This is a genomic window from Corynebacterium sp. HMSC034B08, from assembly GCF_001835805.1.
Taxonomy (GTDB): domain Bacteria; phylum Actinomycetota; class Actinomycetes; order Mycobacteriales; family Mycobacteriaceae; genus Corynebacterium; species Corynebacterium coyleae.
Map to the genome: position 1 here is coordinate 1 of NZ_KV825906.1, position 26,211 is coordinate 26,211.

Sequence of the window (26,211 nt, forward strand, 5' to 3'; positions counted from 1 at the left end):
ATTTAGTAACGCTGTGGTGAGTATCCAGTAACGCGCGGGTGAGTATCGAGTAACACCCGGGCATAGACCATGATCCGCTACTTCGTATTGGCTTCTAGGCGCATGTTCGGTCCGTCCAGCATGATGATCTCAGCGCCAACGACAAGCCGATTCAGCATCGACTCGGCGATGACGGCATCCGGGATGGACTTGTACCGCTCATCGGGCGTGAACTGAGAGGTGACAATCGTTGACCCGCAGTGTCGAGCAGATTTGGCGGACCAGCCTTGTAAGACAAGGTCCATCACGGCCCGGTAATCAGTCACGATCAGACTCCTCTGATGATGCCGCGTGTTCTTTTGCCACGCGGTCAGAAGAATCTTCTCCCAAAGCGTTACTCGATACTCACCATTGCGTTACCCGATAGTCACCACGGTGTTACTAGATACCCCCGCGCAACACTATTGGCAAATAAGCAACTGTGTGCCGATGGAAAGTGGTGAACACTTGGTGGAGTGAGCCTGTATCACGAGGCGCGCGCGGCAGGAACGATCTATCAAGCGACGCTGCGTGAAACGCTTGCGAAGCAGTTCGGTGTTGCGTGGGCTGACGTGACGAATGGTTGTGCTGAGATTGCAGGCCTTGACGATACGAAGATGCTCAAGGCGTTTTCTACTCGAGCAAATGAAATCGAGAAGGGTCAAGTCCCGCGACGTCGTCGGTCCAAGGGCCGGAGCGTTGTTAAAAGACACTCTCCTTAATTATGATGCCGGGCCACCTCTCGCAGATTTCTGCTTTGCCCACTTCCTGCAGACTGGACCCATCGGGAAACACCGTTCGCTCGTCAATCGTTGCTCCATCAAAAGTGTTCGCGTCGCAACTACACCCGTTTAAATTCGCTGCGACAAGAATCGCGCCTCGAAAATCGCACTCCTCTAATTTTGAATCCTCGAAAAGGGACATGCTCAAGTCGCACATCGTGAAGTCCGAACCACGCATATCGGCTTGTTGAACGATCAACGCGTTGACGTGTGCATGGGAAAAAGTGCACCATTTCACACTCCCACTGAACGTCGTCGAATCGAGGTACGCACCATTGAAATTCCCCTCGTCCAACACGCAGTTGTTAAATTCCGCGTAGTCCAGGCACGCACCCTGCCACATCAACCCCGATAGTCGGGCGCCGCGCACCCTCACACCCCTCAGGTTGATATCCGAGAAATTCACCCGAACTTGCGCATTTCGCACCCCCGACCCGGGGGCCAGCGATGCCCAGCTGTAGTTGGGGGAAAACTCATCCCAACTCGCAGGTGTGGGTATGCCAGCCTGTTCGCCCTGCAACGGGGCGCTCAACCTTGCGGAAAGACCCTCGAAAGCGGCGATGCGGGCGCGCAAAGTCGGATCCTGGCGCTGTTGTTGAGGATCGCCTGAGTGAATGAAAGAGATCAGAACGTCAACGATCTCCTGTAACCGACCCGTAACAGAGCTGGGGTCCAGCGCTGCCCATTCATCAGCGATATGAAGCAAATCAAACACTGACGCTAGACGTACGAATGATGACCTTGATTTGAGCCCTTGGCAAGAATGGAAGAACCGCTCATCAAGCTGTCGACTTGTATCTAATTGCATAATCTAGTTATTCATTGCGGGTGGACGGAAAATCGTCGTCAGATAAATGGGATTTTCGGCGTTGCGGCATCCCTGCTTCTACGGCTGCCCCCACGTTACTCTGCTACCGCTCGGCCTTCCACAGCGCCGCGGACACCACAGCGAGCACACCGAGCAGCCCGGCGAGCACACCGACGAAGCCTGCCCACGGCAACGCCTCGTACGCACGCCCGGTGGCCGCGCCCAGGATGGATGAGCCCATGTAGTAGCAGAACACGTACATGCTGGAGGCCTCCGCGCGGTCGCGCTCAGCGATGAGCCCCACCCAGCCGGACGCCGTGGAGTGCAGTGCGAAGAAGCTGGCAGTGAACACCAACAGGCCAAGGAGTGTGACCCAGAGTGATCCGCTGGCTGCGGCGAGCGCGCCGAGGAGCATGAGTATCGACGACGCCAGCACCACAACCCCGTGACCATGACGCTTCAGCAGCACACCGGCACGTGCGCTCGACCAGGTGCCGGAGAGGTACACCACGTACACCAGGCCGGACAGGGCGGCGGGCAGACCGAAGTCCAGCACCGCGCGGAAGCCGAAGAAGTTGTACATGGAGACGAACACGCCCATGGCCACGAAGGCGGTGGCGTAGAGCACCAGCAGGCGGGGGTTGCGAAGGTGGCGGGCCATGGCGCGCAGTTCCGCGCTTGGGCGGATGGAGAGCTTCGGTACGAAATTGCGCTGCTCCGGAAGCAGCCACACCGCCACCACCGCCAGGAGGAAGGCAACCAACCCGCTGCCGAGCAGCGCCCACCGCCAGGAGGTGACCTCCAAAAGGCCTGCCGGGATGAGACGTCCGGTGAGCCCACCGATGCTGTTGCCGGCGATGTAGAGCCCCATCGCGCCGGGTAAGTCCCGGTGGTCGAGTTCTTCGGACAACCACGCCATGGCCACCGCCGGGGTGCCGGCGATCATCGCACCCTGGAGGGCACGCATGGCGATGAGTTGCTCGGCGTTTTGGGCGATGGGCAGGAGCAACCCGATACCGGTGGCGGCCAGTGCGGAGATGACCAGGACGCGTCCGCGCCCGTACTTTTCCGACAGGATCGACGCCGGCACCACGCACAGCGCAAGGGCGCCGGTGGCGGCGGAGACCGTCAGTGCGGCGGTGGAGGGCGTGATGTCCAACTCGGTGGTGAGCGTGGGCAGCAGGGCCTGGGTTGCGTAGAGGGTGTTGAAGATGGCGAGGCCGAACGCCAGCATTGCCAGCGTGGCTTTGCGGTATTCAGGACTGCCTTTTCTCACCCTGCCTATGTTACGAAACTTCTCGCGGGGGAATTACGCAACAAAAACTTTGCGAAAATACTTGCAGTTAAGGCGACCCTAACTTAGACTGCTTCTTGAGTTCATGCGGACTCGACGTATCACAGGGAAAACAACAAGCGCCCGCCACCTCCGAAAGGAAGTGGCGGGCGCTTGTATTAGCTAGGTCGCTGCAGGTTTATGCAGAAGCCTTTGCGTAGCGCTCGTTGACGTCGTCCCAGTTGACAACGTTCCACCAAGCCTCGACGTAGTCAGCCTTGACGTTCTTGTACTGCAGGTAGAAAGCGTGCTCCCACATATCGAGCATCAGGACCGGGGTGAAGTCCACGGAGATGTTGCCCTGCTGGTCGGTCATCTGCTGGATGATCAGACGGCCAGCGATGTGGTCGTAACCAAGCACTGCCCAGCCGGAGCCCTGCAGGCCGTTAGCCACGGCAGCGAACTGCTTCTTAAAGCCCTCGAAGGAGCCGAAGTCGCGGTCGATAGCCTCGGCGATTGCGCCGGTCGGGTTGCCACCAGCGTTCGGTGCCATGTTCTTCCAGAAGATGGAGTGGTTCGTGTGGCCACCGAGGTTGAACGCAAGGTTCTTGGTCAGTGCGCGAATCTTGTCGCCGTTTGCGTCGCCGTTGCGCTCTGCCTCAAGAGCCTCGAGTGCAGTGTTTGCGCCGTTGACGTAGTTAGCGTGGTGCTTGTCATGGTGCAGCTGCATAATCTCTGCGGAGATGTGCGGCTCAAGTGCGTCGTATGCGTACGGGAGATCAGGAAGCTCGTAAACAGCCATGATGGTTTCCTTTCGTTTGATTTCGTGTACGGCAACCATCGTAGAGAAAACTTGGGAACAGTGTTGTGCCCAAACTCGTTACAGCAGATATGGGATTTCTTTTCGCACCTGAGCCAAAGCTTGTCGACGACACCACGGCCCTCCCCGGCCGCCCCGAACCCGTCCTTGCCAACCCCCGCCCGCACGCCGTGCTGACCACCCCGATTACCGGCCCGTGGCGTGAGGGGCAGAAGCGCATCCTCATCGGGATTGGCTGCTTCTGGGGTGCGGAGAAGATGTTCTGGCAGCTCGACGGTGTTGAATCGACCTCGGTCGGCTACGGCGGCGGCATTACCCCGAACCCCACCTACCGCGAGGTCTGCTCCGGCCAGACCAACCACGTGGAGTTGGTGGAGGTGGTCTACGACCCGGAGGTGATCTCGCTGAAGGAGATCGTTAAGACTGCACTCGAGGCGCACGACCCCACCCAGGGTTACCGTCAGGGCAACGACGTGGGCACCCAGTACCGCTCCGCCTTCTACACCGACACCGAGGAAGAGGCCGAGCAGATCCGTGAGTGGATCCGCCAGTACGAGGCGGACCTGAACAGCGCTGGCTACGGCGACATCACCACCGAAGTGCGCGCCGGCGCGCCGTATTACCTCGCTGAGGAGGAGCACCAGCAGTACCTGCACAAGGTGCCCAACGGCTACTGCCCGCACCACTCCACCGGGGTGGCCTGCGGTATCTAGTAGCCGTGCTTGGAGGGAAACCCTCCGACGGGGCGGCGCAGTTTGGTGGCGTCGTTGTGGATCCAGGCGGCCACGCGCTCGATCTCGTCCTTGGAAAGCGCCACCCCTGAGTCTTCGCCGTGGATGACGCCGTTCCAATACGCCACGGTTTCCTCGTGGTAGTTGTGCCCGTGGGGTGACGGGTAGTCCTTGGAGGACAACTGGTCGATGGCAATCTGCCAGTAGGTGACCAACGGCATCCACCGCATCGTGTGCAGCGCATCCAGGTGCTGCGCCTTCGGTGCCGGAACCCCGCGCGAGCCCGGCTCCTTCAGCCAGTCCGGTCGGCGCCACGCCAGGCTGTGGTCCCACCACACCACCGGGTCAGAGGCGTGTTGGGCGAACACGACGCGCGGGGCCTCCCACTTCTGCGTGTAGGCGTCGCCTTGGAAGTCGTGGTTGAGGTGGTCGGGGTGGGCGGTGAAGCGGACGTGGAGGCCGTCGTCGATAAGCGGAAGGCGCTCCGGAGAACCTTTTTGGCGCTGCTTAGTTAGCTCGCTGTGGTTGCGGGCGAAGCCGGGCGTGCCGGTGAACACGGCGCCAGAGGTGAGCTCGAAGAGTTCGTCGATGGACTCGAACGCGTCGGAAACCCCGTAGGCGCCGAGCGATTCGCCGCCGACGAAGAGTTTCGGGCGGGAGGATTCTGGGATGTTTTCCAGTTCGCGCAGGATGTACTCGATCAACATGCGCGAGGAGCGCACCGGGTTCGTGCGGTCCGCAAGGTACGAATACGCCGAGGGCAGATACGAGTACTGCATAGCGACGATCGCACTATCGCCGCCGGTGACAAACTCGAACCCTGACGTGTGGAAGTCGTTGATCCAGCCCGTGCCGGCTGCCGACATCACCGCGATGTGGGAGCGCTCAAACGCGCCGGTGCGATGCATCTCCTTAATGGCCAGGCGCGCCATCTGCTCAAAGTCCGGCTCGTCCTGCTCACGCTCCAGATCCAGGCCGACGAAGACACGGATCGGCTCCCGTGCCTCCCGATCAAGGACACGCTCGATGTCCTCTTTGCGCGGGCCGCCGGAAACCACCGCGCGGCCCTGGCGGCCCATGAGGTTCCAATCCACCGAAGACTCCGGCGAACCCGAACGCTGTGGGCGATGCGGCTGCACCGCGCCACGCATGTACTCACGGTCCAGCTCAAAGGCACGCCGGCTCGCATTGGAGAGGAACCGACGCAGCACCACCCGGTCGCTCACTAACACCAGCAGCACACCGCCGCCCACGATGGCGATCGGCCACGACGCCACCGGCGGCAACTTCTTGCCCAGCAGCTCGTTGAGTGCATCGATGAAGGACTGGATGCCGTCGCCGACCAGCAACACCGTGCCGTATCCGAGCGTGCCCAGCATCACGCCACCCGCCAGGTCAGAAGCCCGGAACGTGTCGTCGCTTTGCACCAGGCGCTTCAGCCGTATGCGCCGGCGGATCGAGGTGGCGAACACCGCAACCGTGGTCGCGGTCATCGCAACACGCGCTGGGCGGGGCAAACGTCCAGTCCCGGTTGGTGGGGTCGTCGGCCCGAACGCGCGCGCAAGGCCCGTCGCAACCCCGTGGCCGATGCCCTGGAGTACCGCCACGTTCGCCGCGGTCGCCCACCAGTTGTGTGGCAGCAACGACGGAGACACCGCACCCCACGTGGCCACCTCCGCGCCGACCAGGCCAGAGCGAAACGCCGGCGGCAGACGGTGCGGGCCCAACAGGCGGATCGCAGGGGAGAGATCCCCCAATACCTGCACCGCGCCGATCGGTACCGCCAGCCAACCGTCGCGGCTGAACGAGAACCGTTGGCGCGCACGCCATACCGCGTTGGGCAGTTTTGCGGTGATGTTGCGGATGGCGTTGCGGGTGTCGTCGATAAGCACGCTCGCTATTGTCCCAAACTTCTTACGCTCGCGGGCGGGCACAAGGGCGAGTAGCCTGTGGGCCGTGAGCCACAACACCACACCAAAAATCGTCGCCCACCGGGGATTTTCCGGATCCTACCCAGAACTCACACAACGCGCGTTTGAAAAGGCGCTCGAACTTCCCATCCACGGCATCGAATGCGATGTACGGCTCACCCGCGACGGGCGAGTTGTCGTCTTCCACGACCCCACCCTGATCCGCACTGCGGGCGTGCGTGGGCGCATCGACTTCAACGACTACAACGACCTGCGTGAACTGAACGTGGGCACCAAAGAGGACCCGCAGCGGATTATGCTGCTGGAAGAACTGCTTGAACTCATGCAGGACTACCCCGACAAACACATCTACATCGAGACCAAACACCCCACCCCGCACGGGCCTGAGGTGGACGAGCAGACCTTCCGCATGCTCAGGTACGCGCGTCTCGACGACTCCCCGAACATCCACCTCGCGTCCTTCTCCCACCGCGCGGTGCGCTACTTCACCGACATGGCACCCGAACTGGAAACCTTCTACCTGTTCCGCGTGCGCGAGATGAAGTGGAACAAGAAGAACCGCATGTTCTCCCGCCCGTACGGCGTGGGCCCCGCGCTGCAGCACCTGCAGCTGCGCACGGAACTGCTGGGATACCGCGGTTTGAAGACGTACACCTGGACCGTAAACACGCCTCGCGGTATGCAGTGGTGCGCTGACAAGGGCGTGGATGTGATGGCAACGGACCTTCCCGATCTTGCCCTGGAGATCTTTGGCAACCACACCGCTGTTGTGTCTGACTAGCTTGTTGCCCGCCGGTGTCGTGCACGCCGGTACGATTGCGCGCATGGTGCAACGCAAACCGAAGAAAAAGAAGAACCGCGCAGACCTGCCCGAGGGCATGTCGCGCCGCGAGGCAAAACTCGCAGCCCGCGCCGCTGAGCGCGAGAAGTTCCAGAAGGACCCCCGTCCGTACGGCGGTCTGGCAGCAGAAGCCGACCTGGTAGCGCTGCAGGAGTTCGTCCCCTCTGCCGTGACCACGGTGGATGTGAAGGGCACCCCGGTCAACATCGTGACCGTCCTGCCGGGCGCCGGTGCCGCGCTCGTGCGCGAGGAGGACCAGGGCGGCGAGCGTTTCGTCGCGCTTCAGGTCACCTCCCACTCCCAGAACCCGGGCCGCGACCTCGCGTACGCCCTGAACTGGGTAGTGAATGCGAAGCCGGGCGAGACGCTGCAGTCCACCGTCGCTGACGGTTCCCAGCCAGAGCTGTCGGAGCTTCTTAGCGACGACGCCACCCTGGACATCACCACCTACCAGGACTTCTCCTGGTGGTTCCCGGAGGGGGCTTCGGTCCCGCCGCAGATCCAGCAGGCGCTGCGCCAGGCCAACGACGCCGTCCTGCCGTCTGAGAAGATCAGCGAGAACCTGCCGGGCGCGATCTGGTGGGTCAACCCGGGCGGCGGCAAGGCACACATCCGCTGGGTGCGCACCGAAGATAACGAGGCACAGATGCTGTCCGCACTGGCACGCATCGCTGCCCGTGGCGAGCTGAACCTGGGCGAGGGCACCAAGTTCGCCGGCGCGTTCCGTACCCACGGCCTGGTTGTGCCGGTGTTCGACCTCGACCCGGCCGTGGCGGCCGACTCGTACGAGGCAGCGCTGGCAGATCTGGACAAGAAGATCACCACCGAGTACGCCAACGACGCTGCATTATCTGCAGACGAGCGCAAACAACTGGACAATATTAAGTCCCGTCAGGTGACTATCTAGCTAGCCGTAGACCTTCTTGCCTGCCACCCAGGTCTGCCACGTCATCGGCATACCTGGGCGGTAGGCCAGGTTGATGGCGTTTTCCGCATCCAGGATGTGCAGGTCAGCTGCCGCGCCGGGCACCAGCGTGCCCTTGGCCGGGCGGCCCTGCGGGTCCTTGCCGTCGCCGACGTTGTGACGGCGCAGCGCCTTCGCACCGCCGGTGGTGGCAGCCTCGATCGCCTCGTCGAGCGTGAGGTACTGCTGCAGCACCGCGGTGGTCACGCAGAAGTTCATCGAGGACGTAAACGACGTACCGGGGTTGAGGTTGGATGCGATGGCGACGGTGGCGCCGGCGTCGATAAGTTTGCGCCCCGGTGCAAGATCCTCGCGGGTGGACAGATCGCAGGCAGGCAGCAGCGTGGCTACGGTGTCCGAACCGGCCAGCAGCTCGAAGTCCTCATCAGAGAGGTAGTTGACGTGGTCCACGCTGGCCGCGCCCATCTCCACCGCAAGCTTCACGCCCGGGCCCTGCCCAAGCTGGTTGCCGTGCACGCGCACACCCAGGCCAACCTTTTTGCCGGCCTCGAGGACGCGGCGGGACTGCTCCTCGTTAAACGCTCCGCGCTCGCAGAACACGTCGATCCACTGCACGTGGTCCTTCACCGCATCCAGCATCGGGCCGACGACCTCGTCGATGTATTCGTCAGCGTCCGCCCCTGGCGGGACCAGGTGTGCGCCGAGGAACGTCACCTCATCCACGTGGCGGGCAGCAACGCGAGCCGCCTCCGCCTCGGACTCGACGTTTAGGCCGTAGCCGGTCTTGGTCTCAAAGGTGGTGGTGCCGCCTGCATGGCCTGCGGCGACGCGCTCCGCCACCAACTTATCCAGGCGCTCCTCGCCTGCGGAGCGGGTTGCCTCCATGGTCACGGCGATGCCGCCGGCGGCGTAGGACTCGCCGGCCATGCGAGCCTCGAACTCTTCGGCGCGGTTGCCGTCGAAAACCATGTGGGAGTGGGAATCTACCCAGCCGGGCAGGACTGCGCGCCCGCCAACATCGACGGTCTCCGCGGCGTTTGCTGCTTCCGCGGGGGCTTCGTCGGCGGGGCCGACCCAGGCGATCACGCCGTCGTCGATAAGCAATGCTGCGTTCTTAATGGTGCCCAGCTCGGAGACCGTGCGCAGCTCGGAAATGCCAGTAATAAAGGTGCTCATGGATGCCTTTCTTCGGAGGGCTCGTGGGGCCCAGGGTAACCAAAAACGCTGACGCGCCCGTGAGGGAAACGTCAGCGCTCGCCGGCGCGGGATTAGTCGCGTGCCTGGAACTTCATCGGGATGCGCACGCCGCGCTCCTGCGCGACCTCGTTGGCGCGGGAGTAACCGGCATCCACGTGGCGGATGACGCCCATACCCGGGTCGTTGGTGAGCACAGCCTTGAGCTTCGCCTCGGCGAGCTCGGTGCCGTCAGCCACCGTGACCTGGCCGGTGTGGATGGAACGACCCATGCCCACGCCGCCACCGTGGTGGATGGACACCCAGGTCGCACCGCCGGACACAGCGGTCATGGCGTTGAGCAGCGGCCAGTCAGCCACAGCGTCGGTGCCGTCGAGCATGGACTCGGTCTCGCGGTACGGAGACGCCACGGAGCCGGAGTCGAGGTGGTCGCGACCGATGACGATCGGTGCCTTGACCTTGCCTTCCTTGACCAGGTTGTTGAAGATCACGCCGGCCTTGGCACGCTCGCCGTAGCCCAGCCAGCAAATACGTGCCGGCAGGCCCTCGAACTCCACGTACTCCTCGGCCGCATCGAGCCAGCGGTGCAGGTGCTCGTTGTCCGGGAAAGCCTCCTTGATGGCCTGGTCGGTGACCTTGATGTCCTCCGGGTCGCCGGAAAGTGCAACCCAGCGGAACGGGCCAAGGCCCTCGCAGAACAGCGGGCGGATGTAGGCCGGGACGAAGCCCGGGAACTCAAACGCGCGGGAGTAGCCGGCCTTGCGGGCCTCGTCGCGGATGGAGTTGCCGTAGTCGAACACCTCGGCGCCCTCGTCCTGGAACTCGACCATTGCCTGGACCTGTGCGGCCATGGCCTCGCGGGCCTTCTTGGTAAAGGTGGTCGGGTCGGCGTCTGCCTCGGTGTGCCAGTCGGCGAACGGGATCTCGCTTGGCAGGTAGGACAGCGGGTCGTGTGCGGAGGTCTGGTCGGTGACGATGTCCACGGTGAACTCGCCAGCGCGGTGGCGGCGCAGCATCTCCGGGAAGACCTCGGACGCGTTGCCGACGAGGCCCACGGACAGGGCGCGCTTCTCGTTCTTCGCGTCGGTGACCAGCTTGATTGCTTCCTCGAGGTCGGTGGTGACCTCGTCGAGGTAGCGCTTGCCCTGGCGGCGCTTCAGGCGGCCCTCGTCAACATCGACGATGAGGCAGGCGCCACCGTTGAGGGTGACGGACAGTGGCTGTGCGCCACCCATGCCGCCGCAGCCGCCGGTCAGGGTCAGGGTGCCGGCGAGCGTGCCGTTGAAACGCTTCTTCGCCACAGCCGCGAAGGTTTCGTAGGTGCCCTGCAGGATGCCCTGGGTTGCGATGTAGATCCAGGAACCGGCCGTCATCTGGCCGTACATCATCAGGCCCTCGTCCTCGAGCTCGCGGAAATGCTCCCAGTTAGCCCAGTCGCCCACCAGGTTGGAGTTGGCGATGAGCACGCGCGGCGCCCACTCGTTGGTCTTCCATACGCCGACCGGCTTGCCCGACTGGACCAGCAGCGTCTCGTCGGACTCGAGGTCCTTCAGCGTATCGACGATCGCGTCAAAGGCCTCCCAGCTACGTGCCGCACGACCGGTGCCGCCGTAGACGACGAGGTCATCGGGGCGCTCCGCAACCTCGGGGTCAAGGTTGTTCTGCAGCATGCGCAGCGGGGCCTCGGTCTGCCAGGACTTTGCAGTGATCTCAGTGCCTCGCGGGGAGCGGACCTCGCGTGCACCTTCGGACCAGTTCTTCGCCATGGGAATCCTTTCTACGGCTCATTGAGTTTCGTGATGCAGGACCACAATCCGACAGGAATGTAACCCGCGTTACATTGAGGATAAGGGAGCAATGTGGTTGCTGGAATACAGTTTTTGCCCGGTTTGTCTCGGATACGAGACAGACCGGGCAGTGGGGGTTAGAAGATCAGGTACGCAATCGGCACCGTCAGGATGATGGACAGCACCACGCGCTGGAACCAGATGATCACCATGTGGCTGATCTTCAACGGGATGTCCGTGGCCAGCACCGCCGGGATCATCGAGGAGAAGAAGAACACCTGGCTGATGGAGACCACACCAACGGTGAAGCGCAGTACGTCAGACTCGTTGCCAGCCGCCAGCGTTGCCGGCAGGAACAGCTCAGAGAGGCCGATGGCAAACGCCTCGGACGCGAGCCACGGATCCGGCAACTGGAACACCCACGCGAGCGGATAGAACAGCGCGCCCAGAATCTTGAACGCCGGGGTGTAGAACGCCAGCGCCAAGCCGATGATGCCAACAGCCATGATGCCCGGGATGACCTGGATGGTCATGATCACGCCGTCTTTGAAGTTGCGCCAAATGGTCTTCGGCAGCGACTCCGCCTGCGCCAAAAACGCCTTTGCTTCCTTCCACGCGGCAGCAATCAGGTTGCCCTCCACGCGCTCTTCCGGCTGCGGGGTGGCACCGGGGTAGTAGTCGTCCGGGATCGTGCTCAGCGGAGGGATGCGGACGATGACCACGGTGACCAGGAAACACACGATGAGGGTGACCGCGAAGTACACGCCCCAGATCTCCATCAGGTCCAGCGTTCGCGCCACAACCACCATGAACGTCGCCGATGCGGTGGAGAACCCAGCCGCGATGATCGACGCTTCGCGCGCCGTATAGCCGCCGGTGCGGTAGACGCGGTTGGTAATCAAAAGGCCCAGCGAGTATGACCCCAAAAACGACGCCACTGCGTCAACGGCCGACTTACCCGGGGTGCGATACACCGGCCGCATGAACCGCTGCACCATCACACCGATGAATTCCATCAGGCCGAAGCCAACCAGCAAACCCAAAAATACGGCACCCACTGGGATAAGCAGGCCGACGGGGATGACGAGTTTGTTCAGGATGAAGGGGCCGAGGCGTTCGTCGAAAAGAAATGCGGGGCCGAAGTTGAACACGAGCATCGCGCACAACACCACCGCCAACGCGGAGAGGAACGCGAACACGGCACGCGCTTTATCCTCGCGCCACTTACCGGTGGCGAATTGGTAGACGGCGCCGGCGGTGATCATCACCAGGGTGATGTACGGCAGGGCGCCGGCAAGTGAGGACTGGAGCCAGCCCACAATGTGGTCCAACAGAATCGTGTTCTTCTCCCCGACAGTAAACGGGACGAAAAACGCAAAGGAACCGATCGCGCTGTAGAGGAAAAACCTCCACTTGTTCTTCGGCTCTGCGCTGTCTACCTCATGCTCGGGCGGAAGGGACGGGACGGCGGCAATATTGTCGCCCGGAATCCAACGGGTGCTGCCACCACGACGTGGGGTCTGCGTTTTATCCATGGTGCTGCTCCTTTACGGAACTCAGGTGGTGCGCGGATCTTCGCTCAACCAGGACTGGATACGTTCGTTGTCTTGCCCCAACTCCGGCGCCGGCGTCGGCTTTTCCATGCCGGCGAGTTTGAGTGGGGAGGCGAGGGTGCGGAACCCATCCGTTTCTTCAACCACCACGCCACGCTCCTGGGCGAACGGGCTACGCAGCGCCTCGTCCAGGTCGTACACGCGGGCGGTGGGCACGCCATGTTCTTCAAACAGGGCGATGGTCTCCGAGCGTGTCTTCGTGCTCAGCGCTTCTTCGATCAGTTCGCGCAGCGCAACCCGGTTGTCGGAGCGGGCCACCGGCTCTGCAAAGCGATGGTCGGTGGCCATCTCCGGGATGCCCAGCGCGTTGGCCAGGCGCTCGAACAGCCGGTTCGTGGTGATCGCGATGACTACGTCGCCGTCCTTGGTCGCATACGTGGAAAACGGCGCGGACAGGCCGTGGTCGTTGCCGATGCGGGTGGGCGGGGTGTCGTCGTAAAGCGCGCGCATGCCCACGGACTCCATGACGGACACGAGCGAGTCGTACATCGCGAGATCCAAATGCTGGCCGGTACCGCTGGATTCGCGCTGGTAGAGCGCCGAAACCGTGCCGATCGCGGCGTAGAGGCCCGGGATGAGATCACCCAGCGAGATGCCCACGCGCGTCGGCTTGCTGTTCGGCCAACCCGTAATCGACATCAGGCCACTCATCGCCTGCGCAACCAGGTCGTACGCCGGTTCCTTGGCAAGCGAGCCCGTCTGGCCGAAGCCGGAGATACTCGTGACCACGAGGCGCGGGTTGATCTCCAGCAAATCCTTCGGCGCAAGGCCGAGCTTCTCAAGCACACCAGGGCGGAAATTTTCGACGACCACATCAGCGCGACGGACAAGATCACGCAGCACTTCCTTATCGTCGTCGTTTTTGAAGTCCAGCGTGATGCCCATCTTCGAGCGGTTGACCAGGCGATAGTAGGCGGACGTGCCGTCGACGAACGGGCCGAACTGACGCGAATCGTCACCCCACGGCGACTCCACCTTGATCACCTCAGCACCGAGGTCCGCCAAGATCATGGAGCAGAACGGTCCCGCGAGCACGCGGGAAAGGTCGAGGACGCGGATTCCAGAGAGTGGTGCATTCATAGTGTTGCCTCCTGCGTGGACTAGACGAAGGCCGATTCGCCCGTGATGGAACGACCGACGATGAGCTGGTTGATGTCGTAGGTGCCCTCGTAGGAGTAGATGGCCTCGGCGTCGTTGAAGATCTTCGCCATGCGGTAATCCGAGATCAGGCCGTTGCCGCCGAGGATCTCGCGGCCGAGCGCGACCGTCTCACGCATGAGCTTCGAGGTGAACGCCTTGGCCAGCGCGGACTGCTCGTTGTTCGCGGAACCGCGATCCTCCATGCGGGCCAACTGGGCCATCATCGACTCGGAGGCAACGAGGTTGCCCTGCATGGTGGCCAGCTTGTTCTGGTTGAGCTGGAACGAGGAGATCTTCTTGCCAAACTGGATGCGCTCATCCGCGTAGCCGAGTGCCACGTCGAGCGCGCCCATCTGCGTACCGACGGCCTGCCAACCCACCGTGGAACGTGCACTCTTGAACACCTTGTTGATGTCCTTGAACGAGTTCGCGCCCTCGAGCTTGTCGCTGTCCGGAACAAACACGTTGTCGAGCGTGATGTCGGCGTTTTGCACCGCGCGGATGGCAATGCGGTTTTCCATCAGCGTGGCCGTGTAGCCCTCGGACGTGGTGTCCACGATGAAGCCCTTGACCTGCTCGTCCTCCGGGTCGCGGGCGTAGACGGCGACGTAGTCGGAGAAGGTTGCGTTGCCGATCCAGCGCTTCGCGCCGTTGAGGATCCAGCCGCCATCCACCTTGGTGGCTGTGGTGCGCATGCCCTGGGCAACGTCGGAGCCAGCCTCCGGCTCCGTGATCGCAAGCACGCCGGTCTTGCGCACGGCGTAGAGGTCCGGCAGCCAGCGCTCCTTCTGCTCCTCCGAGCCGAGCAGCTCGATGCTGCCGGTGAACAGGCCGTCCTGGCCGGAGAAAAACGTGCCCACGGAACCGTCGGCGCGGTGAATCTCCGCCGCGACGAGGCCTGCGAGTAGGCGGGAGCGACCCTGGCCGCGTACGAGGCTGATGATGTTGAGCTCGCCAATCGACGGCAGCAGCTCGTGCGGGAACTCCGAACGGTTCCAGTAGTCCACCGCGATCGGGAGCACCTTCTCCTTCGCCCAATCGCGGACGTTGTAGAGGATGTCCTTTTCCTCTGTGGACAGTTCGCTTTCAAAGTCGTAGAAATCGCCATTCGGGTACCGGCCAGCCATGGTGAGACTCCAATCACAATCTGCGGGGGTTAATGATGTAGGCGACAGTGTATGAAGTTTCCCGTGGTAAGGAAGGGGCCCGCCCCTCGAGTTGTCTGGGATTACAGACCAATGGTGTTGCGAAAGAGAAAAACGGGCAGCACCGACACCGCGGCGCTGCCCGTTTTCTCGCGCGTTTTAGCGAAGCGTGCCCACAACCGCCTCAACGGCCGTGACGTAATCGCCGCCCTTGACCAAATGCACGGAATGCTCAATCTCCGGGGCCAGGAAACGATCGGTGCCCGGGCCCTCCACATGCTTACGCAGCGTGGCCAGAGCTGCACCGGTGCCGACGGACGGCTCACCCTCGCGCATGTCCAGCGCACGCGCGGCGGTGAGGATCTCCACTGCAAGCACGCGCTGCAGGCCATCGATGCTGCGGCGCAGCTTGCGGCCCGCCGACCAGCCCATGGAAACGTGGTCCTCCTGCATCGCGGACGACGGGATCGAATCCGCAGACGCCGGCACCGCGTTGCGCTTGAGCTCGCCGACAATGCCTGCCTGCGTGTACTGGGCGATCATGTGGCCGGAATCCACGCCCGGGTCGCCCGCGAGGAATGCGTTGAGGCCGCGGTTGCGCGCCGGGTCGAGGAAGCGGTCCGTGCGGCGCTCGCTAATCGACGCCAAATCTGCCACCACAATCGCCAAAAAGTCCAACACGTACGCCACTGGTGCGCCATGGAAGTTGCCGTTCGAGGCGACACGGCCGTCCTTGGCCACCACCGGGTTGTCGTTCGCGGCGGCGAGCTCGCGGTCCGCCACCGTGGTCACGTACGTCAGTGTGTCGCGGAAACCGCCGGCGACCTGCGGGGTGCAACGGATCGAGTACGCATCCTGCACGTCGTTAGCCTTGAAGCCCTCGAGCGCAGCTGTCAGAATCGGCGAATCTGCCGCAATGGTGCGGATGTTGTACGCGGCATCCGCCTGGCCCGGGTGTGGGCGCAGCTGCTGCAGGTCGTCGTCGAAAACAGACAGCGTGCCGTTGAGACCCTCCACGCTCATCGCGGTTGCGATGTCCGAAACCTTGGCCGCCTCGCGCAGGTCCGCGATGGCCAGGCACAGCATGCCGAGCATGCCATCGGTGCCGTTGATCAGCGCCAAGCCTTCCTTTTCGCGCAGGACCAGCGGCTCGATGTCCGCCTGGGACAGGGCGTCAGCGGCCGGGATGATCTCACCACCCTTGACGCGGACCTCACCCTCGCCCAGCAGGGCCAAGGCGCAGTGGGCCAGCGGCGCCAAGTCGCCGGAGCAACCCAGTGAACCGTACTCGCGCACCACCGGCGTGATCCCAGCGTTCAGCGCGGCGGCGTAGGTCTCCGCCACCACCGGGCGCACACCCGTGCGGCCCGTGCACAGCGTGGACAGGCGCAGCAGCATCAGCGCGCGAATGACCTCTTCTTCCACCTCCGGGCCGGAGCCCGCGGCGTGGGAGCGCACCAGCGATACCTGCAGCTGCGCGCGCATATCTTCCGGGATGTGCTTCGTGGCCAGGGCGCCAAAGCCAGTGGAGACGCCGTAGACCGGGGTCGGATCCGCAGCGAGCTCCTCGATGCGCTCACGGGTAGCGGCGATTTCCTCGAGCGCCGCCGGATCGATCTCAACGTTTGCGCCGTAGCGCGCGACGGCGACGACGTCCTCAACGGACAGCGCGCCGATGCCTACTGTGACGGGGGTAATAGTTGTCATGCGTGCGATGCTAGATCACACCGGTGTAGTGCTCAACGATTACCAAAAAACTGCGTGCGCAAGCGTGCCGAGGCATCCTCCAAAGCCCCCAAAAGTGCCTGCTTATCGGTGCTTCCCACCGGGAACGTCGCCGCAAGCGCCGCCGCCGGTCGCTCCAGATGGTCCAACACCGCAACCGCCACGGACTCCTGCCCGCGCGAGACTTCCTCGCATTCGCTTTCCCAGCCGTGCTCGCGGACGTCGATAAGCTGCGCTTTGACCTCGCTGTACCTACGGCGCTCGCCAGACGACGTGAACACCGCGCGCAACTCCGCATCCGGCAAATACGCAAGCATGATGCGCCCCGACGCCGTAGCCAACGCCGGCAGGCGCACACCAACCTCCGTCACCAACGACACCGCCCCCGGCGAACGCACCTCGTGCAGATACACAATCTCCGAACCGGCGAGACGCGTCAGGTGCGCCGAACCCCCAGCAAGCGCAGCAATACGCGCCAGAGGCTTCGCCGCGAGTCGCACCAACGGCTGCTGCGTGGTGTACGCCTGCGACATCCGGTACGCCGCCAGTCCCAACCCGTAGGTGCCCGGGTTTTTCAGATGCACCACAAACCCGGAATCCTCCAGCTCGCGCAGCAGGTGGTACGTCGTCGAACGGGGCAGCTCCAACTCGCGTTGGATACGGGTCGCAGAAATCGGCGCATCTGTGGTGGACAGCAGCGACAGGATGCGCAGCACATTGTGCGCAGCAGGAACCTGGGGTTTATTCATCGCCTCTCAGTATGCCCCGACGCTAGGCTCGTGTGGCATGAACACAGTCACAGCACCACTTTTCGCCCCTGCAACCGATTGGGCCGGCCGCGACGACGGCCCCGGCGCCGAGCATGCCCGCTGGCACAGCGTGATCTCCACCAGCGCCGAACCACAGGAAGGTGCCGTGCACCTCATCGGCTTTGCCTCCGACGAAGGCGTTGAGCGCAACGGCGGCCGCCAAGGCGCCGCCCAGGGCCCCGACGCGTTGCGCGCCGCACTCGGCTCCCTCGCTATTCACGACGAGCGCACGCTTATCGACGCCGGCACCGTCACCACCCAAAACGACGACCTCGAAACCGCGCAACGGACCCTTTCCGACAAGGTGTATGACCTCGTCACCGCGCAAGGCGCAGACGGCATGACCGTCGTGCTTGGCGGCGGACACGAAACCTCCTTTGCCACCCACCGCGGTGCCTACGAGGCCATCGGCCCGATGCACATCATCAACTTCGACGCCCACTTCGACCTGCGCACCGCCAGCCGACCCACCTCCGGCACCCCCTTCCGCCAGATCGCCGACCTAGCGGGCAGCGACTTCGACTACTCCGTCTTCGGCATCTCCCAGCCCAACAACACCAAGGTGCTCTTCGACACCGCCGACGACCTCGGCGTGACCACGGTGCTAGACACCGAACTGGCCGAAATGTCGATGCGCGAAGCCGTCTACCGCGCCCTCGCCGCCGTCGACGGCGACCTGCCGATCCACCTCTCCATCGACCTCGACGTGCTTCCCGCCGCTGTCGCGCCGGGCGTGTCCGCCCCCGCAGGCTTCGGCGTGGACTACGCGAAACTGCGCGCCATGGTCTCCGCCGTCGCCGCCACCGGCCGCGTCGCGCTGCTGGATGTTGTCGAACTCAACCCCGATTTCGACGTAGATAACCGCACCGCCAAAGCCGCAGCACGGCTTATCGACGATGCGGTAACGGCGACGGCAGGGCGTCGTCGCTAAGCAAACGCCCCTTAGAACAGCAGGTAGGCGACGGGCACCGTAATGATCACGGTGAGCACCACGCGGATGAACCAAATGATGACCATCTTCACGATGTTCAGCGGAATGTCCGTCGCCAACACCGCCGGCACCATCGCCGAGAAGAAGAAAATCTGGCTCACGCACACCACAGCAATGGTGAACTTCAACACCATGTCATCCGAACCCGCCGTCAACGTGGCCGGCAGGAACATCTCCGCCAAGCCCGTCGCCAGCGCACCCGACGTTGCCCACGGATCCGGCAGGCGCAGCAACCACACCACCGGATAGAACACCACGCCAACGGCCTTGAACACCGGGGTGTACGTCGCCAGCACCAGGCCAATCACGCCAACCGACATGATGCCCGGCGTGACCTGCACCGCCATGACCAAACCGTCGCGGAAGTTCGACCACAACACCTTGCCCAACGAATCCGCACGGTTGAGCTCAATCTTCGCCTCACGCCATGCCGCCTTGAAACGGTTACCGGTGATCTCCTTCTCCGGATGCGGCGTCGCCCCCGGGTAATAATCCTCCGGAATGCGCGAAATCGGAGGGATGCGCACCGTAATCGCCGTCACGATAAACGTGATGATGAAGGCGATAAAGAAGTACGCGATCCAGTGCTCCATGATGTCGAGCGTCTTAGCGACGATCACCATAAACGTGGCCGACACCGTAGAAAAACCTGCAGCAACAATCGACGCCTCACGCCCGTTATAGCTGCCGTTCTTATACATACGGTTCGTAATCAACAGGCCCAGCGAGTAGGAACCAAGGAATGACGCCACCGCATCCACCGCAGACTTGCCCGGAGTGCGAAACACCGGGCGCATGATCGGCTGCACCATCACGCCAATGAACTCCATCAGGCCAAAGCCCACCAGCAAACCCAAGAAGATCGCGCCGACCGGAATCAGCAGGCCGACCGAGATCACCAACTTATCCAGGATGAACGGGCCAATATCAGGGTTGAACAGCCACTCCGGGCCGAACCCAAACGTCAACATCGCGCACAGCACAATCGCCAAAACGGACAGCGCCGCAAACGCCATGCGTGCGTAGTCCTCTTTCCAGCGGCCGGAGACGAACTGGTAGATCGTGCCAGCAATGATCGCCGCCAACGCTAGGAAACGCGTGCCCTCGCCGAGCGTCGTCGTGATCCACGTGACGATGTGATCCAGCAGGATCGTCGACTTCGAACCATTTACCGAAAACGGCACGAAGAACGCAAAGATGCCGATGGCGCTGTACACAAAGAAACGCCACACCGCCTTCGCTTTCACATCCGCATCGGGGGTGGCGTCGGGATTGGTATCAGCCGGGGACGTGGAGTCGTCGACAAGCACATGCGAACTTGCGGGCAAGTCCTTTACTGGCCAAGCAGGCGAATACCTACGCATACGATTCGTGCGCTTACCAGCGGGTTCCATAAACATCCTTTCAATACTGCAGCGGCGTCCGCAACGTCTGCCCAACAAGTGGGGCCGAATATTTTTGGTGCCGAAGAATAATTTTTACACAAAAAGTGACACACAGCACAAAGTGATGGTCTAGATTCTCTAGTTACTTGAAACGACGTTCAAGAAAACCCCAGCACACAAACAAAAGGAGGGCGCCATGGAAGGGTTCATCGACACCCTCAATGGCCTCATTTGGTCCAACTGGTTGGTATTCCTGTGCCTCGGCGCAGGCGCATACTTCACACTCGTCACCCTGTTCCTGCAGATCCGTTGCCTGCCCGACATGATCCGCCAACTGAAATCCGGCGAAAAGTCCGAGGAAGGCATCTCCTCGTTCCAATCCCTGATGATCTCCCTGGCCGGCCGTGTCGGCGTCGGCAACATCGCCGGCGTCGCCACCGCCATCGCCTTCGGTGGCCCCGGCGCAGTCTTCTGGATGTGGCTCGTCGCCCTACTCGGCTCCGCAACCTCGTTCATCGAGTGCTGCCTCGCCCAGATCTACAAGGAAACCGACCGCGACACCGGCGAATACCGTGGTGGCCCGGCCTACTACATCGAAAAGGCCTACAAGCACACCACCGCCGCACCATTCATGCTGGTCTACGCCATCATCTTCGCAATCTGCATGCTGCTGGCAACCTCCTACTTCCTCCCCGGCATCCAGGCCAACGGCGTAGCCGCAGCCGTGGACAACGCATGGGGCATCGACGTCAAGATCTCCGCAGCCGTCATGGCGATCCTCCTCGCCTTCATCATCATCGGCGGCGTGAAGCGCATCGCGAACTTCGCATCCATGGTCGTCCCGTTCATGGCCGCCATCTACATCATCATCGCCATCGTCGTCCTCTTCGCCAACGCCTCCGACATCCCCGAAGTCTTCGGCATCATCTTCCGCTCCGCCTTTGACAAGGAAGCAGCATTCTCCGGCATGCTCGGCGCAGCCATCATGTGGGGCGTCAAACGCGGCATCTACTCCAACGAAGCAGGCCAAGGCACCGGCCCGCAGTCCGCAGCAGCCGCCGAAGTCTCCCACCCGGCCAAGCAGGGCTTCGTCCAGGCATTCGCCGTCTACATCGACACCCTCTTCGTCTGCTCCGCAACCGCCTTCATCATCATCTCCACCGACATGTACAAGGTGTTCGAAGGCCAGTCCGAAGACGGCGCCGTAGTCTACGACGGCTCGCTTCCCGACGGCGTGCCCGTCGGCCCCGGCTTCGTCCAAGAAGGCCTGAACTCCTTCTCCGCCGGCCTCGGCCCATCCTTCATCGCGCTGGCCATCATGTTCTTCGCCTTCACCACCGTGCTGGCGTACTACTACATGGCAGAAACCAACTCCGTCTACCTCAACCGCTGGGTAAAGAACGAAGGCGCCCGCAAGGCCATCATCTGGGGCCTACGCGTCCTGATCATCGCTGCCGTGTTCATCGGCGCAACCACTACCCCGGGCAACGCGTGGGCACTCGGCGACATCGGCGTGGGCGCAACCGCATGGCTCAACATCGTCGCCATCCTCTTCCTGCAGGTCCCGGCCCTCAAGTGTCTGTGGGACTACCGCCGCCAGAAGAAGGCCGGTATCGATCCGCACTTCGACCCCGAGGCCCTCGGCATCAAGAACGCCGACTTCTGGGTTGAGCGCAAGAACGAGCTCATCGCCGCTGGCAAGTGGCCCGGCGTTGAGGGCAAGGTAGTCACCTCTGGTGGTGCTGGCTCTGGCTCGACGGTCGTGCGACCAGACGAGCAGTAAGCGCTTACTGCTCTAAGCCGGTCCCCGGGTTTGCGCCCGGCGGCCGGCTTTTTCGTGCGTGGCGGGGTGGTTCGGTTGGGTGCTGGCCCCAAACGGTACATCCAACACAGCTCATTTCGCTGATCTTCGACGAAATGCACCGTGTAGGAGGCGCCGTTTAGCTTTGCGACGCCCCCCACCGACCCCACCGCCACAGATGGTGAGAACGCAACGGAGAGCTTGCGAGTTTTTACGCGTCTTCACCGTTGTGTTCTCACCATGTGTGGGAGGGGCGGGGGCGGGGGAAAGGAGGCGCAGCCGGCCCACCCGCCAACCGGCCGCCAACCAGCCGCTACCGCAGCCGGGCGAACAGGGCTTCGGCTGCCTCGTCGTCCCAAAGCACCACGTTGCCCACTTCGGTGTCGGCGAAGCCGCCGATGGGCACGGTCTCGGTGTCAAGGCCGCCGCGCATAGCGAAGGCGATGCGGGCGAGGTTCCAAACGTGGTCGCCGGAACCGACGGTGAGCAGGGTTGGCGCGACCCATAGCAGGCGTCCAACACGGAACGGGTTGAGGAACACCGCAGGTGAGAACACTCGTGAGGTCAATGCGCTGAGGAATTCGCGTTGGCGGACGACGCGGTCGAGGTCGCCTTGGGCGGTAGCGCGGGTGCGTACGTAGCCGAGTGCGGTGGGGCCGTCCATCTTTTGGCAGCCGGGCTCGACGAACAGGTTGGCGAGGGGGTCGTCGATAGGTTCGGCAACGCAGATTTCCACGCCTCCGACGGCGTCGACAACGCCGGCGATGCCGCCCATGCCGATTTCGGCGTAGCGGTCGATGTGTAGCCCGGTGTTTTGCTCGACGGTCTGCACGAGGAGTTCGGGGCCGCCGAGGGCGAACGCGGCGTTGATTTTGTCGTAGCCGTATCCGGGTACTGGCAGGTAGGAGTCGCGCGGGATGGACATCAGGGTTGCTTTGCCGCGTAGGGGCAGGTGGAGCAGCATAATGGTGTCGGTGCGTGTGGAGCCGATGTCGCCGCCGGTGCCGAGCCGTTCGACGTCGCGTTCGCTCAGGCCCGTGCGTGAGTCGGAACCGACGAGGAGCCAGTTGGTGCCGGCTGTATTGCCGATTTGTTCGTCGGGGAGTGCGGCGACGCGGTTGAGGCGGGCGTCGGTAAGGAGGACGGACGCGAGCGCGATCACGATGATGAGGGCGATGATGCTGCCGCATCCAGGGCGTTTTGCTTGACGACGACGCCCCGCCGACCCCTGCCGCCTCTTCGACACCTGCAGCGGCATCGGCCGTTCATCACGGGGTGCCTGACGCTGCGCGGGCCTGTACTGGCCCTGCGCTGGGCGCTGTCCGGGCCGGTACTGCGCCGGACGGGCAGGCTCGCGCGGAGGGTACTGGGGCGCGCGGCGTGGCTCGTAGGCGGGGCGTGGCTCGAACACGGTGTGGCCGGGTTCGACGCGGCGTTCTTCCCGGCGCCACTCGTCGCGGCGCGGGGGTCGCTCGGCGGAACGTGCGGGCCGCTCCGTATGGGAATCCGCAGGCCGTGCGGTCTGTGAGGGCCGGCGGCGGACGGGCCGGCCGTAGCGGTCGACGATGGGTTTTCCGTCTTTGCCCAGGACGAACTCGCCCGCGTTGTCGCGGGGGTCGTTGGAGTGGGGCGTCGTTGACATAAAAACAGTGTAACCAGTGTGACGCGTGTGGTTAGATTCCGAGCCACGACAGGTCGAGGAGCGGGTAGGCGATAAACGCCACGGCGTCGATGAGGAAGTGGGCGATGATCAGCGGCCAGATGCGCCCCGTTTTGTGGAAGTACCAGGCGAACACCACGCCCATGACGATGTTGCCCAGCCCCGCCGAGATGCCCTGATACAGGTGGTAGGATCCGCGCAGTACGGCTGAGGCGGCGATGAACTGCCAGGGCTTCCAGCCGAGTTGGCGCAGGCGGGTGACGAGGTACATCACCACGACGACTTCTTCGCCGAAGCCGTTGGCGAGCGACCACAGCAGGGAGGTCGGGACCTGCACGGCTTCGGTGGTCGGTACGACAACTTTGGACAGGCCGAGGTGTACGGCGGCGACGTAAAACGCGAGCCCGGGCAGGCCGATCAGGGCGGCGAATCCGACACCGCGGGCGAGGTCGGGGAGGCGGGGTAGGCGGGGTGGTTGCGCTCGGTCGTCGAGAAGAAACCATGCGAGCCCACCCCACGCGAACAGGGTCAGCGCCGAGCATGCCTGGAGGGCGAGGTCGAGCCACGGGATGGTGGAGGTGGCGTCGTAAATTGTGGTGGTTTGTTGGTTGAGCGGGGCTTTGAGCAGCGAGTCGATCAGGCGCAGGGCTGCGCGCAGGCCCGCGGTGCCGAATGTGACGGCGAGGACCAGCAGGATCTCTATCTTCAGGCGCCGTTGCATGCGGTAACTTTAGCGCCATGCACGAAATGTGGGCGCGCACTGTCGTCGAGGTCGTCGGCCGGGAGTATCCGGCGGCGATGCACCACGCGAGCCTCGGGCCGGCCGACACGGATGTCACCCCGCGCCGCCTGCACCCGGCGTTTTGGGGGTCTTTCGACTGGCATTCGTGCGTGCACATGCTGGCCAGCGGGGTGAAGTTGCACAAGCTAGTCGACGACCCCTCGCTCACCGACCTGCTCAACCAGCGCCTGACCGCCGACAACATCGCCGCCGAGGCGGTCTACCTGCGCGAGCACCCGCTGTACGAGCGGCCGTATGGCTGGGCGTGGGCGCTGCAGTTGTGCAAGGTCACGCGTGGCACCCCGTGGGAGGCCGCGATGGCGCCGCTGGCCAGCCAACTCGAGGGGAACATCACCGCGTGGCTGGGCACGCAGCAGTTGCCGGTGCGCCACGGCGTGCACAGCAACTCCGCGCTCGCGCTGCTGCTGATCGTCGACGCCGCCGACACACTCGGCCTCCACAAGCTCCGCTTGCTTTGCGACGACACCGCCCGCGCCTGGTTCCACAACGACCACGCCTACCCACACACCTGGGAACTGTCCGGCCACGACTTCGTCCCCAACGGGCTGGCGCAGGCAGCCCTGATGCAGCGCGTACTCGGCGAGGATTTCCCCGCCTGGCTAGACTGCTTCTTCACTCCGGGTGCGCTGGAGTTCTACGCCACCCCGCTCCAGGTCAACGACCCCGAGGACGGCCAGCAGGCCCATCTGCTCGGGCTAATGCTGACGCGGGCGTGGTTGCTGCGGGCCATCGGTAAGCCAGAGGGCACGCAGATGCTTATCGACACCACCGTGCCCCACCTCACCGGCACCAACTTCATGGCCACACACTGGCTGATCACCTACGCGCTACTCGCTGAAGAAACAGCACAGGAGAAGAAATGACACGAATTGCGTATCTCGGACCCGAGGGCACCTTCACCGAGGAGGCGGCGCGCCGCTTCGACTCCACAGGCCAAGCCGAGTTCGTCCCGGTTGACTCGCCTGCGGCGGCGCTCAAAGCGGTCGCGGAAGGCAAGGCTGATTGGGCGGTGTGCGCGATTGAGAACTCCGTCGACGGTGCGGTGACCACCACCGCCGACGCGCTCGTCGACACCCCCGGCGTGCAGATCTACGCCGAGACGGAACTGTCCATCGCGTTCGCCATCATGACACGCGCGGGCGAAACACTGGGCAGCGCCCGCCGCTTGGCCACCCATCCGGTGGCGTACAGCCAGGTCAAACGCTGGGTTGGTGAGCACGCGCCGGGCGTGGAGTTCGTCCCGGCGTCCTCGAACGCGGCCGCGGCGAAGATGGTCGCGGACGGCGAGGCGGACGTGGCGGCCGCGCCCGAGCGCGCCGCGGACCTGTTCGGCCTGGACGTCCACGCTCGTGGGGTGGCGGATATGGAGACGGCGCGGACGCGGTTTGTGCTCGTCGGTAAGCAAGGCAAGGTACCGGCCGCAACAGGCAACGACCGCACCGCCATCGTCTTCCGCACCCCCAACAAACCCGGCACCCTGGTCGGCGCGCTGCAGGAATTCGCGGTGCGCGGGGTGGACATGTCGCGCATCGAGTCGCGCCCGACCCGCAAGGAACCCAACACGTACAGCTTCTTCGTCGACCTGGTGGGCCACATTGACGACGACCCCATCGCCCAGGCGATTGCCGCCGTGGGGGAGCAGGCGACGCAGATACGCATGCTCGGAAGCTGGCCGAAGGCCTAACCCCAGCCGAGGGCGTGCAGCTCGTGCTCCTCTAACCCGAAGTAGTGGCCGACCTCGTGCAGGACGGTCACCTTCACCTCGTGGCGCAACTGCTCCTCGTCAGTGCAGATGGCTTCGAGTGCGTTTTTGTAGATGAACACCGCATCGGGAAGGAACCCGGAGTGGTTGGAGTGCTGCTCGGTCAGCGGCACGCCCTCGAAAAGCCCGAGCAGTGTTGGGTCGTCGGGGTTGAAGTCGCGGGCCAAGATCACCATGTTCTGCATGTGTTCGGCGAAGCGGTCCGGGATGGTGTCCAACGCGTCGTTGATCATCTCCTCGAACAGTTCGTCGCTGACCGGGGCCATCA

General features: G+C 63.5%; 24 protein-coding genes. 8 read left to right on the plus strand and 16 right to left on the minus strand.

Annotation, left to right across the window (positions count from 1 at the left end; genetic code table 11):
- Positions 1-77 precede the first annotated feature (77 nt).
- Positions 78-305: a hypothetical protein gene (locus tag HMPREF2656_RS01755; RefSeq protein ID WP_070815683.1), complete on the minus strand. Its 228-nt coding sequence runs from the start codon at positions 303-305 to the stop codon at positions 78-80.
- Between the two features lie 189 nt (positions 306-494).
- On the opposite strand from HMPREF2656_RS01755, the gene HMPREF2656_RS13400 reads away from it, so the two are divergent.
- Entirely contained in the window at positions 495-740 is a 246-nt protein-coding gene (locus HMPREF2656_RS13400) for a relaxase domain-containing protein (RefSeq protein WP_246825066.1), read from the plus strand.
- Here the strand turns inward: HMPREF2656_RS13400 and HMPREF2656_RS01760 are convergent.
- The 3 genes from HMPREF2656_RS01760 to HMPREF2656_RS01770 form a co-directional block, all read right to left on the minus strand.
- Entirely contained in the window at positions 721-1,515 is a 795-nt protein-coding gene (locus tag HMPREF2656_RS01760; RefSeq protein WP_168167516.1) for a pentapeptide repeat-containing protein, read from the minus strand. The genes HMPREF2656_RS13400 and HMPREF2656_RS01760 overlap by 20 nt on opposite strands.
- 196 nt (positions 1,516-1,711) lie before the next feature.
- Positions 1,712-2,842, minus strand: a complete 1,131-nt coding sequence (locus HMPREF2656_RS01765) for an MFS transporter (protein ID WP_083319397.1) — start codon at positions 2,840-2,842, stop codon at positions 1,712-1,714.
- A gap of 238 nt (positions 2,843-3,080) precedes the next feature.
- Complete coding sequence (locus tag HMPREF2656_RS01770) at positions 3,081-3,683, minus strand: superoxide dismutase (RefSeq protein ID WP_070453370.1); 603 nt, start codon at positions 3,681-3,683, stop codon at positions 3,081-3,083.
- An 89-nt stretch (positions 3,684-3,772) separates the two neighbouring features.
- Here HMPREF2656_RS01770 and msrA point away from each other — a divergent pair, with 89 nt between their 5' ends.
- Entirely contained in the window at positions 3,773-4,414 is a 642-nt protein-coding gene (gene msrA, locus HMPREF2656_RS01775) for a peptide-methionine (S)-S-oxide reductase MsrA (protein WP_070453367.1), read from the plus strand.
- On the opposite strand, the gene HMPREF2656_RS01780 is transcribed toward msrA, so the two are convergent.
- A complete protein-coding gene (locus tag HMPREF2656_RS01780) occupies positions 4,411-6,324 on the minus strand; it encodes an alpha/beta-hydrolase family protein (protein ID WP_246825067.1) in 1,914 nt (637 codons plus the stop codon). The genes msrA and HMPREF2656_RS01780 overlap by 4 nt on opposite strands.
- 64 nt (positions 6,325-6,388) lie before the next feature.
- Here HMPREF2656_RS01780 and HMPREF2656_RS01785 point away from each other — a divergent pair, with 64 nt between their 5' ends.
- Complete coding sequence (locus HMPREF2656_RS01785; RefSeq protein WP_070815686.1) at positions 6,389-7,144, plus strand: glycerophosphodiester phosphodiesterase family protein; 756 nt, start codon at positions 6,389-6,391, stop codon at positions 7,142-7,144.
- Positions 7,145-7,187: 43 nt separating this feature from the next.
- Positions 7,188-8,111: a DUF5926 family protein gene (locus HMPREF2656_RS01790; RefSeq protein WP_070815749.1), complete on the plus strand. Its 924-nt coding sequence runs from the start codon at positions 7,188-7,190 to the stop codon at positions 8,109-8,111.
- Here HMPREF2656_RS01790 and hutI read toward each other — a convergent pair whose 3' ends face one another.
- The 7 genes from hutI to HMPREF2656_RS01825 all read right to left on the minus strand — a co-directional run bounded on the left by hutI (position 8,112) and on the right by HMPREF2656_RS01825 (position 17,482).
- Positions 8,112-9,305 carry an imidazolonepropionase gene (gene hutI / locus HMPREF2656_RS01795; RefSeq protein WP_070771305.1) on the minus strand — a complete coding sequence of 398 codons (1,194 nt, stop codon included), beginning with the start codon at positions 9,303-9,305 and terminating at the stop codon, positions 8,112-8,114.
- A 92-nt stretch (positions 9,306-9,397) separates the two neighbouring features.
- A complete protein-coding gene (gene hutU / locus HMPREF2656_RS01800; RefSeq protein ID WP_083279459.1) occupies positions 9,398-11,089 on the minus strand; it encodes a urocanate hydratase in 1,692 nt (563 codons plus the stop codon).
- A 158-nt stretch (positions 11,090-11,247) separates the two neighbouring features.
- The gene (locus HMPREF2656_RS01805; protein WP_141760970.1) at positions 11,248-12,645 is read right to left on the minus strand and encodes a YjiH family protein; all 1,398 of its coding nucleotides are present in this window, start codon (positions 12,643-12,645) and stop codon (positions 11,248-11,250) included.
- A gap of 21 nt (positions 12,646-12,666) precedes the next feature.
- Positions 12,667-13,803: a CaiB/BaiF CoA transferase family protein gene (locus tag HMPREF2656_RS01810; protein WP_070815687.1), complete on the minus strand. Its 1,137-nt coding sequence runs from the start codon at positions 13,801-13,803 to the stop codon at positions 12,667-12,669.
- Positions 13,804-13,823: 20 nt separating this feature from the next.
- The gene (locus tag HMPREF2656_RS01815) at positions 13,824-14,990 is read right to left on the minus strand and encodes an acyl-CoA dehydrogenase family protein (RefSeq protein WP_070422648.1); all 1,167 of its coding nucleotides are present in this window, start codon (positions 14,988-14,990) and stop codon (positions 13,824-13,826) included.
- A gap of 177 nt (positions 14,991-15,167) precedes the next feature.
- On the minus strand, positions 15,168-16,715 hold the full coding sequence (gene hutH / locus HMPREF2656_RS01820; RefSeq protein WP_070815688.1) for a histidine ammonia-lyase: 1,548 nt from the start codon (positions 16,713-16,715) through the stop codon (positions 15,168-15,170).
- A gap of 32 nt (positions 16,716-16,747) precedes the next feature.
- Entirely contained in the window at positions 16,748-17,482 is a 735-nt protein-coding gene (locus HMPREF2656_RS01825; protein ID WP_070815689.1) for an IclR family transcriptional regulator, read from the minus strand.
- 37 nt (positions 17,483-17,519) lie between these two features.
- Here HMPREF2656_RS01825 and hutG point away from each other — a divergent pair, with 37 nt between their 5' ends.
- Entirely contained in the window at positions 17,520-18,473 is a 954-nt protein-coding gene (gene hutG / locus HMPREF2656_RS01830) for a formimidoylglutamase (RefSeq protein ID WP_070815690.1), read from the plus strand.
- Positions 18,474-18,484: 11 nt separating this feature from the next.
- Here hutG and HMPREF2656_RS01835 read toward each other — a convergent pair whose 3' ends face one another.
- Positions 18,485-19,927 (minus strand): YjiH family protein, encoded by a 1,443-nt coding sequence (locus tag HMPREF2656_RS01835; RefSeq protein WP_246825069.1) that lies wholly within the window; start codon positions 19,925-19,927, stop codon positions 18,485-18,487.
- 187 nt (positions 19,928-20,114) lie between these two features.
- Between HMPREF2656_RS01835 and HMPREF2656_RS01840 the strand changes: the two genes are divergently transcribed.
- Positions 20,115-21,701: an alanine/glycine:cation symporter family protein gene (locus HMPREF2656_RS01840; protein ID WP_070453343.1), complete on the plus strand. Its 1,587-nt coding sequence runs from the start codon at positions 20,115-20,117 to the stop codon at positions 21,699-21,701.
- Between the two features lie 331 nt (positions 21,702-22,032).
- On the opposite strand, the gene HMPREF2656_RS12390 is transcribed toward HMPREF2656_RS01840, so the two are convergent.
- Both HMPREF2656_RS12390 and HMPREF2656_RS01850 read right to left on the minus strand, forming a co-directional pair.
- Complete coding sequence (locus HMPREF2656_RS12390) at positions 22,033-23,361, minus strand: LCP family protein (protein WP_083319398.1); 1,329 nt, start codon at positions 23,359-23,361, stop codon at positions 22,033-22,035.
- A gap of 31 nt (positions 23,362-23,392) precedes the next feature.
- Complete coding sequence (locus tag HMPREF2656_RS01850; RefSeq protein ID WP_070815691.1) at positions 23,393-24,100, minus strand: CPBP family intramembrane glutamic endopeptidase; 708 nt, start codon at positions 24,098-24,100, stop codon at positions 23,393-23,395.
- A gap of 17 nt (positions 24,101-24,117) precedes the next feature.
- On the opposite strand from HMPREF2656_RS01850, the gene HMPREF2656_RS01855 reads away from it, so the two are divergent.
- Together HMPREF2656_RS01855 and pheA are read left to right on the plus strand one after the other, a co-directional pair.
- Positions 24,118-25,044, plus strand: a complete 927-nt coding sequence (locus HMPREF2656_RS01855; RefSeq protein WP_070815692.1) for a DUF2891 family protein — start codon at positions 24,118-24,120, stop codon at positions 25,042-25,044.
- Positions 25,041-25,865 (plus strand): prephenate dehydratase, encoded by an 825-nt coding sequence (gene pheA, locus HMPREF2656_RS01860; RefSeq protein WP_070815693.1) that lies wholly within the window; start codon positions 25,041-25,043, stop codon positions 25,863-25,865. The genes HMPREF2656_RS01855 and pheA overlap by 4 nt, the downstream gene beginning before the upstream one ends.
- Here pheA and HMPREF2656_RS01865 read toward each other — a convergent pair.
- Complete coding sequence (locus tag HMPREF2656_RS01865) at positions 25,862-26,209, minus strand: metallopeptidase family protein (protein ID WP_070422663.1); 348 nt, start codon at positions 26,207-26,209, stop codon at positions 25,862-25,864. The two genes, pheA and HMPREF2656_RS01865, sit on opposite strands and share 4 nt — an antisense overlap.
- Positions 26,210-26,211 lie beyond the last annotated feature (2 nt).

Coding starts and splice junctions, on each gene's coding strand:
- HMPREF2656_RS01765 (WP_083319397.1), bottom strand. CDS start 2,842: ATGCTGGCGTTCGGCCTCGCCATCTTCAACACCCTCTACGCAACCCAG.
- HMPREF2656_RS01770 (WP_070453370.1), bottom strand. CDS start 3,683: ATGGCTGTTTACGAGCTTCCTGATCTCCCGTACGCATACGACGCACTT.
- msrA (WP_070453367.1), top strand. CDS start 3,773: ATGGGATTTCTTTTCGCACCTGAGCCAAAGCTTGTCGACGACACCACG.
- HMPREF2656_RS01790 (WP_070815749.1), top strand. CDS start 7,188: ATGGTGCAACGCAAACCGAAGAAAAAGAAGAACCGCGCAGACCTGCCC.
- hutI (WP_070771305.1), bottom strand. CDS start 9,305: ATGAGCACCTTTATTACTGGCATTTCCGAGCTGCGCACGGTCTCCGAG.
- hutU (WP_083279459.1), bottom strand. CDS start 11,089: ATGGCGAAGAACTGGTCCGAAGGTGCACGCGAGGTCCGCTCCCCGCGA.
- HMPREF2656_RS01805 (WP_141760970.1), bottom strand. CDS start 12,645: ATGGATAAAACGCAGACCCCACGTCGTGGTGGCAGCACCCGTTGGATT.
- HMPREF2656_RS01810 (WP_070815687.1), bottom strand. CDS start 13,803: ATGAATGCACCACTCTCTGGAATCCGCGTCCTCGACCTTTCCCGCGTG.
- HMPREF2656_RS01815 (WP_070422648.1), bottom strand. CDS start 14,990: ATGGCTGGCCGGTACCCGAATGGCGATTTCTACGACTTTGAAAGCGAA.
- hutH (WP_070815688.1), bottom strand. CDS start 16,715: ATGACAACTATTACCCCCGTCACAGTAGGCATCGGCGCGCTGTCCGTT.
- HMPREF2656_RS01825 (WP_070815689.1), bottom strand. CDS start 17,482: ATGAATAAACCCCAGGTTCCTGCTGCGCACAATGTGCTGCGCATCCTG.
- hutG (WP_070815690.1), top strand. CDS start 17,520: ATGAACACAGTCACAGCACCACTTTTCGCCCCTGCAACCGATTGGGCC.
- HMPREF2656_RS01835 (WP_246825069.1), bottom strand. CDS start 19,927: ATGGAACCCGCTGGTAAGCGCACGAATCGTATGCGTAGGTATTCGCCT.
- HMPREF2656_RS01840 (WP_070453343.1), top strand. CDS start 20,115: ATGGAAGGGTTCATCGACACCCTCAATGGCCTCATTTGGTCCAACTGG.
- HMPREF2656_RS12390 (WP_083319398.1), bottom strand. CDS start 23,361: ATGTCAACGACGCCCCACTCCAACGACCCCCGCGACAACGCGGGCGAG.
- HMPREF2656_RS01850 (WP_070815691.1), bottom strand. CDS start 24,100: ATGCAACGGCGCCTGAAGATAGAGATCCTGCTGGTCCTCGCCGTCACA.
- HMPREF2656_RS01855 (WP_070815692.1), top strand. CDS start 24,118: ATGCACGAAATGTGGGCGCGCACTGTCGTCGAGGTCGTCGGCCGGGAG.
- pheA (WP_070815693.1), top strand. CDS start 25,041: ATGACACGAATTGCGTATCTCGGACCCGAGGGCACCTTCACCGAGGAG.
- HMPREF2656_RS01865 (WP_070422663.1), bottom strand. CDS start 26,209: ATGGCCCCGGTCAGCGACGAACTGTTCGAGGAGATGATCAACGACGCG.